The organism is Enterococcus hulanensis, from assembly GCF_005405485.1.
GTDB classification, from domain to species: Bacteria; Bacillota; Bacilli; order Lactobacillales; family Enterococcaceae; genus Enterococcus_A; species Enterococcus_A hulanensis.
On sequence record NZ_BJED01000018.1, the window covers coordinates 103,875 to 116,085 of the forward strand.

The window sequence follows — 12,211 nt, forward strand, 5'->3', positions numbered from 1 at the left end:
GTTAGATCAATTCAAATTTTCAGATGTATAGAGGAATGATATACGGCATGAAAAACAGACTTATTTTTCTACCAGAAAAATAAATACATTAATAAGAATAAGGAGGTCTCATGATGAATAGTCCTGTATTTGGTGAATTTTTTGGTACGGTTGTCCTGATCCTTTTTGGTTCAGGTGTTGGTTGTTCCGTCAATTTGAAAGGTACCTTGGCGAAAAATGTAGGCGCTAACTGGTTGTATATTGCTATGGGCTGGGGTGTTGCGGTTATGCTGGGTGTTCTAGCCAGCGGACATTTTGGTTCGCCGGGTCACTTGAATCCTGCGGTAACAATCGGTTTTGCAGTAGCCGGTTCATTTGAGTGGGGGCAGGTTGCTCCGTTTATTTTGGCTCAAGTGGCTGGTGCATTTGTCGGAGCGTTGATCGCTGCGATTCACTTTTGGCCGCACTTTCAACAAACGACTGTGGAAGAAGGAAACAGCGTTGGAATTTTTGCTACTGGACCAGCAATTCCAAGCACCGCATTAAACTTAGTTAGTGAAATCATTGCTACTTGTTTCTTCGTATTAGCGATTCAATTAATGCCAGCTGATATTCCTCCTGGCTTGCAGCCATTGATGCTCGTATTCGTTCTAATTGGTATCGGTCTGTCACTAGGATCGACCACCGGATATGCGATCAACCCTTGTCGTGATTTTGGTCCACGGTTGATGTACGCTTTGATGCCGATTCCAAATAAAGGCGATGCTAATTGGGGATATGCTTGGATTCCGATTGTTGGACCAATCATTGGTGCCTGCATTGCGACGTTATTAGTAAAAGGTTTAGGATAAAATTTTACTGCTGCTTCGTTATCTGTTCATCAGACGACGAAGCAGTTATTAGTAAGGGGGAAGAATATGGCAAACAAAATCATGTCCATCAATGCCGGTAGTTCTTCGTTGAAATTTCAGTTATTCGAAATGCCAGAGGAAGAGCTGTTAGTAAAAGGATTATTTGAGCGAATCGGATTAGAGGATGAAATGATTTTTTCTTATTCGATGAAGGATGCAAAAGTTAAAACATCGGTTAAGGGAAAAACGCATGAAGAAGCAATTAATTTTCTGCTGCACTTTTTGTTAGAAAGAGATGTCTTAACTAGTTTGGCTGAACTTTCTGGCGTCGGACATCGCGTAGCCCATGGCGGTGAAGATTTCAAGACAGCCAGCCTGGTCGATCAAGAAGCTCTGAAAAAAATCAAAGATTTAGGCAAGCTAGCACCTTTGCATAATCCTGTGAATGCCGCTGGGATCGAAGCGCTGCAAAAAGAGTTGCCAGCTTGTCCGCAAGTTGCCGTTTTCGATACCTCATTTCATCAAACAATGGAGGCCAAAAATTTCATCTATCCGTTGCCTTATCACTATTATGAAGAGGATAGTGTGCGGCGCTACGGGTTCCACGGGACTAGCCACCAATTTGTCGCTTCAGAAGCAGCCGATTATCTTGAGAAACCACTTGATTCGTTGAAAATTATTTCTTGTCATTTGGGTAATGGTGCGAGCATTTGTGGGATCAAAGAGGGCAAATCTGTGATCACCTCAATGGGCTTCACTCCGTTGGCGGGACTTATGATGGGGACACGCTGCGGTGATATTGATCCTTCGATTATTCCATTTTTGCAAAATGAAAAAAATCTTTCAGCCAATGACATGGATAAATTGATGAATGGGGAGTCTGGTTTTAAAGGCGTGACGGGCTTCAGCAGCGATACGCGAGATATCATCAGCGAGGCTGAAAAGGGCAATGAAAGGGCTAAACTGGCATTAGACATGTTTACAAGTCGTGTCAAACAGACGATCGGGGCTTATGCTGCGGAGTTGGACGGGCTTGATGTATTGATCTTCACTGCGGGAATTGGAGAAAATTCTTCTGTTATTCGCCAGATGATTTGTGAGGACTTAACGTTCTTTGGCGTTCAGATTGAACAAAACCAAAATCAGCAAAACAGCAGACGGATCAGTTCAGCGGCATCTTCTGTAGAGGTATTAGTCGTTGAAACGAACGAAGAATTAATGATCGTTAGAGATACTTATGCTTTGATTTAAGAAAAAGAGCTGGAGGCGGATGCCTCCAGCTCTTTTTGCAGGAAAATATTGCAAAAAAGCGCCATGGACTTGATAAAAATCCATGGCGTTTATTTATTGTATAAGGCTATCGATCAATTCTTGCCGCGGGTTAGACAAGACTATTTTATTGATAAGCATCGCCTGATCGTGGGCGCCAGCTGCACCAGCCTCAACCGCGGCTTTCACGGCGGCAACATCACCAGTCAAGACTACGAAAGACTTGCCAGCGATGCCTGTTCCAAGCTGAATCGCTAGAAGCTCAACATCCGCTGCTTTGACGGCAAAGTCGGCGGCAATAATTGATCCGGTTGCTGAATAATATTCTAGTACACCGACTGCGCGGATATTTTCTGGAACTCTACCAATGTTGATAGCTTGAATCACAGAAGGATTGATCCGTGGAATCACCAGCTCTCCAACCACGTAACGGCCGCCAAGTTCCACACCGACTTCCATCGATCGTTCGATTGCTGCGACTTGGCCGCAGATCATGATGTAGTATTTTCCAGGACAACTTGCTCGCGCCATGATTAATTTTGCGTCGGCTGCTTTTAGCATATAGTCAACAACCTCAATCCCTTTGGCGATACTATTTAACTCTAAAAATCCGATCGTATCCATTATTTTCATTAGTTGTCCCTTCTTTCAATAGTAATGCTGGCGGCGACCGCAGTTACGGTGCCGTCAATACTGGCATGAATATCTGCTCCTAATGCTTTTTCCGGCTTTCTTCCAATCAGATCGCCTGCTTTGACCTGATCGCCAATCTGGATGATCGGTTCACACGGTGCCCCAATGTGCATTTTTAGTGGGATACTCACACGAGGTGTTTCATATTTCTGAAGATTTTCGACTTTCAAATCGGCGTATTGTTTTAATCCATCCTTTAATAAAATTTTGACTGGCGGAACTTGCTGGTACTCGCGCATTAAAGAAGGAGTGAGCGGCTGATCATTTTTCTGATAACGAATCCCTTTTTCGGCTAAGCGTTGCTTTACATATTTATTGACTTGCCGCGGCAGCAGATTCATTGGACAAGCGATTGCCTCACATATCCCGCACTCGCAGCAAAGAAGGGCTTCTTTCCAAATCGGATCATCATCGATATCCTCTGGAACTTCCGTAATCGTTAAATGACGCATCACGCGATGTGGATGAATCGGATGCCCTATTTGATAACGAGGGCAAAGCTCGGTGCACAAGCGACATTGAATACAGGAGGAACGGGCTTTATTAATCATCTGAGGGATTTCTTTTTCAAGCAGTTCGTAGATAAAGTCCCGTTTCTCCATAATAATGATGCCAGAAGTTGTTTTAGTAACGACTTGCTGCGAAAAATCTTCTTGCGTTCCTGTTTTTCCCATCATCGGACCGCCATTGATAAACATGAAGTCATCGATCGTCGCACCGCCAGCCAAGGCCAGACAATCATCAAAGGAGGTACCAATCGGAACTTCTAATATTTTGGGTTCTTTAACTGCGCCAGTGATGGTCAATAATTTATGGGTGACGTTTTTTCCATGCTGGGCTTGATAAATATTCAGCATGGTGGAAATATTGGAAATGACGCAACCGACCTCTATCGGAATACCGCCAGGCGGCACTGTTCGTCCAGTGACCTCAAACACCATGATCTGTTCATCGCCTGCTGGATAAAAATTATTCATTTTGAAAATAGAAATCGGCGCATTTTGTGCGTGAATGGCAGTTTCTAAAGCATTGATCTCCTTTGTGTAATGCCCTTTTGTAGCGATCACGATATGTTCTGCTTCCAATAATTTGCCAACGGCTGCGATGGATTGAATGCACTCATCCGCATAGTGGTTCATGACATAGTGATCGGTTTTTAAAAGCGGTTCGCATTCTGCCGCATTGATAATAAAATATTCTGCTTTTGTATTGTATTTTGCAGCCGTAGGGAAGCCCGCGCCGCCGCAGCCTACGATACCGGCTGAAGTGATTTGTTCCAATAGCATATTCGTTCCTCATTTCTTTAAGCTAAAATAAGAGCGTTTTCATTTATCGGGTTAAATTTTGTAAAAAACTATTTCTGGTTGCTTGGATCAATTCGCAAACGTCGTCAGTACTGGTTAAGTGATGTCGTTTTTTTAGTAACATTTGTGCCAGCATCATGGAAAGTCCTTTGGCTAAAAAAATTGCTTGAGGATCTGCCAAGCTGTCAAAATCTGGAAATTCTCCCAGGTTAGCGATCCGATTGATATTGGCCATCGCTAGGTAGCCCAGCGAGTCTTGCAGGATTTCTAAAAATCGATTTTGTTGGTCGCCTGCTGTGTGGTCAGAAAAGTATTTGAAATACGTCTGATAAATATCACGAATCACCTGCAGCAAAAAGGTACACATCGCATCATTGCCTCTAATGCTAAAGGCAGCATATTGCGAAAGAATATTTGCCAAGAAATAGCCGATGTCGTAGGAAAAAGGGCCGGTCATGGTATATTCCATATCGATTACTTTAAAGGATGTTTGGGAAACAAAAATATTGGAAGAATGGAAATCACCATGGATCAAGCATTCATCCTTGCTTGAAATACGGGCAATCAATCTATTCCAATCATTTTGAAGCGGCTCATCCTGTAAAATCACATCCAGAATATCGAGTATTGCTATTTGATAGTCGGTTTTTTGTGACTTATCGCTAACAGGCGGTTTTAAAATAAAATCAGTGATAATCGCACGCATATCTGAATTTTGAAAGTATTGCTTTAGGGCTTGCCAATACTCAGTCGACAGTTTCATCTTTGATGTTGCTAAGTGTGTTCGGGCTAAATATTCCCCGACCTGTTTGCCTAATCGCGGAAACTGTTCTCCTCGACAAAGAGAAAAGCGCAGGACGGTTAGATAAGAGAGATCCTCCATAATAAAAAGGTGTGCCGCGGGATCTGCAAAGTAGGTATCCGGAACCATCTGCGGTGCCAAGCCTGCTCGCAGCTGATAAGTCATGTATTCTAAATAATTCCGTTTAGGATCGATCGGAGCCAGCGAAATGCCGCTGGAGATCGTCTTTTTCGAATGTTTGATGATATGTGTTCGATTGCCCTGCTTGAGGGTGTAAAGGTAATTCAAGTAACCATCAACGTATTTGTCCTTTTCGTTGGAAAGAGCGGTCACGATGAGGGGACTAGTTTTATCAAAAAGGGTGGTTCGCTGAAGCAGATACTCAGGCAGAGTATATTCACTAATCTCCATCGTCTTCCTCCTGTTCGAAATAATGAAATTTGAATGTCATCTGCGAGGTGGCTGAGACGTGAAAATAAAAAGTGAACCTCGCAAAAGTCCTATCCTAACAATAATTTTATCGAATCATTGGGGGAAAATATATAATAAAAATATGCACTGTAAGGCTAATCAGTAGAAACCCTTTGATGACTTGAATCACGAGAAAGGCATCAAAAAAAATAAGCAAAAAAATACAATAAAAAAACCGTCTTCATAAAGAAAACGGCTATAACTCATACATTGTTTCTTCGTAATTTTCAACATAATAACGGAAATTTTTTCTTCCGCGGCGAATGATCGTGTGGCCTTCAGCCTCAAGCTTTTCTATCTGGGCTTCCACTCCGCCAGGGTATTTTGGATTGATCTCACCTTTATTTTTTAGCGTTCGCCAGTAAGGCGTCAAGTCTGTATCACGCTGCTCGCTTGCCCAAGCGGCGATCGAGATAAAGATGCCGGCAGTGATTGGCTCGGTGAAATCACCGTCATTTTGTTTTGCTAGATATTCCCTGATTGCACCAGTCGTGATGATTTTTCCATAAGGGATTTTTTTCATCAGTGCATCATAATCCCGCGGGGGCGCAAAGTACATTTTTGTTCCGCCGTAGCGTTTGATCGTTGCCTCATCCGTGACGATCTGCATCTTCGGCATGTCCTTGTCTTCCTTCAGCATTGCATTGAAATCCTTTTGATCCTCATTTGCCATGAGGGTCACCTCCTAACATCTTAATAAGCTAGTCATTACGCGCGCAATTCCTATTACTAGTGTACCGAGTATAAAAACATCCTGCAATGAGACAGTTTATTTTTTATTTAGAATAGTCGGCACATTTTTAGCCAGTTTTTTTGTCGTTGATACGATTAGAAATTCTTCGATAGCAGACAAACTTCCACAGACCAAAAGAATAATGCCAAAAGGAGTAATAGGAATAATTAATAAGACGATGGGGGATAAAAAGAGCAGCAGCCCGGTCAGTTTATTCAAGTAGGTATGCAAGCTTGCGAACTGATGGAAACGAAAGCAGCCGATCAAATACGTGATGCAGCGGATGAGTACGATCACCAGAGCACCCCACAACAAAAAAGCAAGCAGTTTGACGGTAAGGATTATTTTCAAGACGACGACAATAAAGAAAAGCAGATCGGCCAAACTATCCAGCAGAGTTCCAAAGCGGCTCGTCCAATTCATCTTACGGGCGATCCAGCCATCGAGAATATCTGTTATTCCAGCAAAAAAATAAAGCGGAAAGAAATATTTATCGGAGACCATTACTATTAATAGCGAAGTCAAAATACGAAAAATTGTTAAAATGTTAGGAATATATTTCATGCGGTTGCTCCATTTTGTTTCAAACTATTAAAAGCACACTTAGTAGTAATTTTGATTTATAACTTAACTTTATCATGTTCTTAGCTTGTTTGAAATCTTACTGAAACCAAAATGTAATGAATTTGTGCTATTTTTGATAAAAAGGGTAAAGAGGAGACGAAAATGACAACAACATTGATTATTGATCATCCGTGGAAGGAAAGTTTTAATCATGGTGTGCTGAACAAATTAGTCGCAGGTTTGGAGCAAGATCAAAAAATCTATCAGGTGATCGATCTGAATAAGGACGGCTTTAATCCGGTCATGAAGGAAGAAGAATTGGCTGTATATAAAAGTGGTTCGGTTTTAGATCCTTTAGTGCTGCACTACATGAACCTGCTGCGGGAAACGACACAGTTGGTATTGATTTTCCCGATTTGGTGGTATAGCTCACCGGCAAGTTTAAAGGGCTTTCTTGATAAAGTATTGTTGAATGAATTCGCTTTTTTTGATGGCGGCAATGGCATCCAGCCCTTACTATCGATTGATTCAGTGGTAGTTTTCACCACCTCCGATCAACCAACTGCGGGTCTGGAGCAGCGCTGTACGCGAAGCTACAAGCATCAGCTGACGACGACTTTAGAAGATATCGGCATGCGCAATATTTCTTGGCATCATTTAGGCTCCGTGAAAAATTTAACCGAGGAAGAACGTTTGGAATATCTTGATTCGGTTTATAGTAAATTATAGTAAAAATCGAAGCTCAAAAAATGAGCTTCGATTTTTTTTTAGCTTTTAGTTAATTTTGAAAGAATGTTGTCAATCTGATCGAGCTCATCTGGACTAAAGGTTAAATTATTTAAGGCCTTCAAATTGTCCTCCAGTTGACTTACTCGGGAAGCTCCGATCAGGACACTAGCAACAGTTGGCTGCCGCAAATTCCAGGCTAGAGCCATTTCCGCTAACGTTTGTCCACGTTTTTTTGCAAGTGTGTTCAATTGATTTACGACATCTAAGGTCGCTTGAACATTTTCTTCTGTCAAAAATGGGCTGCCGCTGTGCGCTCGTGAATCATTTGGAATACCATTTAAGTACCGGTTCGTAAGCATTCCTTGGGCCAACGGACTAAAAGTAATCGCACCAAGACCTTCGTCTGCTAAAACATCGGTTAAGCCGTCTTCGATCCAGCGATCAAACATGTTATAGCGCGGTTGATGAATAATGAAGGGGGTTTTCAGCTCGCGAAAGATTTTGGCTATTTCGGCAGTTTGTTCGGCTGAGTAATTTGACACCCCAACATACAAGGTCTTTCCTTGGCGAACCAATTGGTCCAACGCCAACGCCGTTTCCTCTAACGGTGTATCAGGATCTGGACGATGTGAATAGAAAATATCAACGTAGTCTAACCCCATACGTTTCAAGCTTTGTTCACAGCTGGCAATAATATATTTGCGAGAACCCCATTCGCCATAAGGTCCAGGCCACATATAGTAGCCCGCTTTTGAAGAAATAATTAATTCATCACGATAAGGCAGCAGGTCTTCTTTTAAAATTCGACCGAAATTAATCTCAGCAGAACCTGCTGCAGGGCCATAATTATTCGCCAAATCAAAATGTGTAATACCGTTATCAAATGCTGCTTGGACAATCTCGCGCTGTGTTCCAAAGTTGTCAACATCGCCAAAATTGTGCCATAAACCTAATGAAATTGCAGGAAGCTTCAGTCCAGATTTACCAACTCGATTGTAAAGCATTTTTTCGTAACGCTGTTCATTTGCTAAGTACATACATATCCTCCTAAAAATTTGATTTTGTTTTGAAAACGCCTACTTGAAATTATCCGCTTTTATCAAAGAATGTAAAGTGAAAAAGAGCAATCAATTTCTATAATGGTGATCAAATAATTATTACCCATAATCTCAAAACTTTCTTTAAGTTTTCGGCGTAAGCTCCTTAGTTGGTCTTGCGCCGCTTTCTTTTTATCGTTACACTGGCTAAGATGCAAATGAATTAGGAGGACTTATTTTTTTATGGAAAACGAAAAAGCAACACAGCCGAGTAAAAGCGACTGGTTTTTACGCTTCATCAAAGGAATGTTTATCGGCTCTGGATTTATTTTACCGGGTGTCAGCGGCGGGGCTCTGGCGGCGGTCTTTGGTATTTACGAACGGATTATTTCATTTTTAGCCCACATTACTAAAAACTTTAAAGAAAATGTGTTATTTTTCATTCCAGTAGGATTAGGCGGTTTAGCTGGAGTATTCGTATTATCGTTTGCAGTTAGTTTCCTGCTTGGAGAGTTTGAAACGATCATGCTTTGGTTCTTCGTCGGCTGTATCATCGGGACAGTTCCAGCACTTTGGAAAGAAGCTGGAAAGCAAGGGCGAGAAACGAAGGATTATGTTATTATCGCCATCAGCTTTGTTGTAGGCTTCTTGTTCTTATGGAAGGGTTCAAGCCTATTTGGTACAGTTGATCAAAACTTCTTCACTTGGATGATTGCAGGGGCTTTGATCGGTTTAGGATTGATCGTTCCAGGACTCAGTCCATCAAACTTTTTAGTTTATATGGGAATGTATAAGGCGATGGCAGATGGTTTCAAAACAGTGGATATGGGTGTAATTATTCCGATTGGAATCGGCGGATTAGTCACCGTTTTGAGTTTATCAAAGGTAATGGACTGGGTATTTAGCCATTTTTACGCACCGATGTATCATTTTATTTTGGGAATCGTTTTTGCTTCGACGGTTATGATCGTACCGACAGATTATAGCGGCATCGGCTTCCTTGGTTTCCTTGGTTGTGCGGTTTTATGTATTTTAGGTGCAGCTTTGGGCTGGTGGATGAGCCGTTTGGAAGAACGCTACGTTCCAGAAGATTAGAAATTCAACGCTTTTATAAAAGAAACTTTTTAGCCTTATTGTTCAAGCGTTAAAAGAGTTCTTGCAGCCTTTTATTCAGAAGATTAGAAAAAAATTTGAAATTGGGGCTTGCAATTTTGATGAGAAGTCTTTAATATGGTGATAAGCATTTGGAATAGTAATAAATTTTACCGGCAGCAGAGAGTTGATTCACCGTCTGAAAGATCAACACGCCCTCTGGAATTTATGAACCTACCAAAGTTGATTGTTGCGAAAGCAGCACGCGACTCTAGCGTTATTGGAGCTGAAAGTTGGGTCAACATAGTTTGGCCAAGCAAGGTGGTACCGCGAAATTATCCGTTTCGTCCTTACAATATTGTAGGGATGGAACGGTTTTTTTATTTTTATTTTTAATTTTAGGAGGAAGCATGAATGACAAACTTACAAAAAGAAGATTTTTCAAAATGGTATTTACAGACAATTCAAAAAGCTGACTTGATGGATTATTCACCAGTTCGCGGCTGTATTATCTTTAAACCGGATGGCTGGGAATTATGGGAACATATTCAAGAAGACTTTAACAAATACCTTAAAACACAAGACATTCGTAATGTCTACTTCCCAATGCTGATCCCTAAACATTTCTTGGAAAAAGAAGAAGAGCACGTAGAAGGATTTGCGCCAGAACTGCCTTGGTTGACTAAGGTTGGCGATGAAGAATTGGAAGAACCATATGCGTTACGTCCGACATCTGAAACGCTGATCGGAGATGCGTTCTCTAACTGGATCAATTCTTACCGTGATCTTCCATATGAAATCAATCAATGGGCGAACGTTTTCCGTTGGGAGAAAAAGACGATGCCATTCTTGCGTACCTCAGAATTCTTATGGCAAGAAGGACATACAGCACACGAATCAGAAGAAAATGCACGTGAACGTACGATGTCGATCTTAGAAGCTTATGCTACATTGATCGAAGATACATTGGCGATCCCAGTATATCGCGGACAAAAAACGCCGTCTGAACGTTTTGCCGGAGCGGTTGACACTTACTCTGTAGAGGCAATGATGCGTGACGGTAAAGCCGTCCAAGCAGGAACGTCTCATTACCTAGGTCAAAACTTTGCGGAAGCATTCGACATTAAATTCTTGAACCGTAATAACGAACATGAACACGTATATACAACTTCATGGGGAATTTCAACTCGTTTAATCGGCTCATTGATCATGGTTCACGGCGACGAACAAGGATTGGTATTACCACCAAAAGTAGCGCCAACTCAAGTTATTTTAATTCCAGTAGGTCCTTGGCAAAAACAACCAGCTATTTTGGACAAGCTGCATGAATTAAAAGCATCATTAGCTGAAAAAGGCTTGCGTGTACGTATTGATGAAACTGACAATACACCAGGTTTCAAATTTAACGAATGGGAACTAAAAGGCGCTCCATTACGCGTTGAATTCGGCCCTCGTGACTTGGAAAACAATCAAGCCGTAATCAAAATGCGCGATCTAGATGACAAAGAATCTGTATCACTAGACGGCATCGAAGATTACATCATTGAACACCTAGATATTATGCAAAAACGTTTATTCGAAAGCGCGCAAAAACGCTATGAAGCGAATGAACATACTGATATTGATACTTTAGATGAATTGAAAGCACATATCGAAAAATCTAAAGAAGCCGGCGAAATCCCAGGATTTGTCTTAATTGGTTGGGATGGTACCGACGAAACTGAAGCTAAGATCAAAGAAGAAACTGGCTTCACGACACGTAATATTCCATTTAACCCGCCTGTTGAAAAAACAGTCGACATCGTTAGTGGAAAGCCTGCGAAACACACTGTTTGGATCGCACGCGCATATTAATTTTGAGGAAGTCCGCCAGTATCACTTTTTATATAAAATGAGTTTTTGCAATTACTGTTTAATCAATCAGCCACCAGTAAGCAGGACGGTCGGGAATTTGGTTTCCCAAAAAGGTTGATCTGTGCGGTTATATTTCTTAGAGTCTGGAACGATCAAAGACATTTGATCCGTTCCAGGCTTGTTTTTGTCAGTTTTTCTTCCTGCTTTAGCAGGTTAGAAAAATGATATGCGTACGAGGATAAATTCCTTTTTCTGGTCTTTGGAAAAAGGACTTCATTATAAAGGAGCTAGCTGCGAGTTCTGCTTTTCGGAGTTCAATTTTTACGATCCAACTATACTTCTCTAGTTTTAGGCATTTACGAGAAGTATAGTTGGATCGTATGCGTGGCGACAATAAGAACATTTTTCTTTTTTTAGAAAAATGTTTCCTTTAGTAGAAGGTAGCTGTCAGTTTTATAACTTGATAGAAGGAGATAGAAATCCATTTAAGAGTAAGTGTAAAATTGTGCCTGTTTATTAAGGATATTAACGAAAAAAATAACGATTTTTGTTTTAGAAAAGAATAAGCAAGTAAATAAGAAATCCGAGAGCGAATAACCAGCTCTCGGACTTTTTTGTGTAATCGCTGGAACAAAAGAGGAGGAGTGCGCTCCAATTACTAGTCATTACCGCTTATAAAATAACAATAGTTATAGCGAGTTGTTGATTTACTTTATTTTGAATTAAAATAAAAAAAATATTTATTTTTTTCTTTAGTTTATGGGCCTAGATGCCCAGTTTCGGACGTATTTTGTCCGAAACAAATAAACTACCCGCTATGCGGGTAAGAGACA

General features: G+C 41.2%; 11 protein-coding genes. 5 read left to right on the forward strand and 6 right to left on the reverse strand.

Annotated elements, in window-relative coordinates:
• Positions 1–113 precede the first annotated feature (113 nt).
• Positions 114–830, forward strand: a complete 717-nt coding sequence (locus tag FFR60_RS18025; protein ID WP_088932007.1) for an MIP/aquaporin family protein — start codon at positions 114–116, stop codon at positions 828–830.
• A 66-nt stretch (positions 831–896) separates the two neighbouring features.
• Positions 897–2,081: an acetate/propionate family kinase gene (locus FFR60_RS18030; RefSeq protein ID WP_137665212.1), complete on the forward strand. Its 1,185-nt coding sequence runs from the start codon at positions 897–899 to the stop codon at positions 2,079–2,081.
• Positions 2,082–2,174: 93 nt separating this feature from the next.
• On the opposite strand, the gene FFR60_RS18035 is transcribed toward FFR60_RS18030, so the two are convergent.
• From FFR60_RS18035 to FFR60_RS18055, 5 genes are all read right to left on the reverse strand, one after another.
• A complete protein-coding gene (locus FFR60_RS18035) occupies positions 2,175–2,732 on the reverse strand; it encodes a BMC domain-containing protein (protein ID WP_088932009.1) in 558 nt (185 codons plus the stop codon).
• Complete coding sequence (locus FFR60_RS18040; RefSeq protein ID WP_137665213.1) at positions 2,732–4,078, reverse strand: 4Fe-4S dicluster domain-containing protein; 1,347 nt, start codon at positions 4,076–4,078, stop codon at positions 2,732–2,734. Before FFR60_RS18040 ends, FFR60_RS18035 begins: the two co-directional genes overlap by 1 nt.
• 43 nt (positions 4,079–4,121) lie before the next feature.
• The gene (locus tag FFR60_RS18045; protein WP_249355036.1) at positions 4,122–5,309 is read right to left on the reverse strand and encodes a phosphotransferase; all 1,188 of its coding nucleotides are present in this window, start codon (positions 5,307–5,309) and stop codon (positions 4,122–4,124) included.
• Between the two features lie 256 nt (positions 5,310–5,565).
• A complete protein-coding gene (locus FFR60_RS18050; RefSeq protein ID WP_137665214.1) occupies positions 5,566–6,042 on the reverse strand; it encodes an MGMT family protein in 477 nt (158 codons plus the stop codon).
• A gap of 96 nt (positions 6,043–6,138) precedes the next feature.
• Complete coding sequence (locus FFR60_RS18055; RefSeq protein WP_137665215.1) at positions 6,139–6,666, reverse strand: CDP-alcohol phosphatidyltransferase family protein; 528 nt, start codon at positions 6,664–6,666, stop codon at positions 6,139–6,141.
• A gap of 162 nt (positions 6,667–6,828) precedes the next feature.
• Between FFR60_RS18055 and FFR60_RS18060 the strand changes: the two genes are divergently transcribed.
• Entirely contained in the window at positions 6,829–7,395 is a 567-nt protein-coding gene (locus FFR60_RS18060; protein ID WP_088932013.1) for an NAD(P)H-dependent oxidoreductase, read from the forward strand.
• A gap of 38 nt (positions 7,396–7,433) precedes the next feature.
• On the opposite strand, the gene mgrA is transcribed toward FFR60_RS18060, so the two are convergent.
• Entirely contained in the window at positions 7,434–8,432 is a 999-nt protein-coding gene (mgrA, locus tag FFR60_RS18065; protein WP_137665216.1) for an L-glyceraldehyde 3-phosphate reductase, read from the reverse strand.
• 243 nt (positions 8,433–8,675) lie between these two features.
• Here mgrA and FFR60_RS18070 point away from each other — a divergent pair, with 243 nt between their 5' ends.
• Together FFR60_RS18070 and proS are read left to right on the forward strand one after the other, a co-directional pair.
• Positions 8,676–9,527 (forward strand): DUF368 domain-containing protein, encoded by an 852-nt coding sequence (locus tag FFR60_RS18070; protein WP_137665217.1) that lies wholly within the window; start codon positions 8,676–8,678, stop codon positions 9,525–9,527.
• A 411-nt stretch (positions 9,528–9,938) separates the two neighbouring features.
• Positions 9,939–11,378, forward strand: coding sequence for a proline--tRNA ligase (proS, locus tag FFR60_RS18075; protein WP_137665218.1), 1,440 nt, complete (start codon positions 9,939–9,941; stop codon positions 11,376–11,378).
• Positions 11,379–12,211 lie beyond the last annotated feature (833 nt).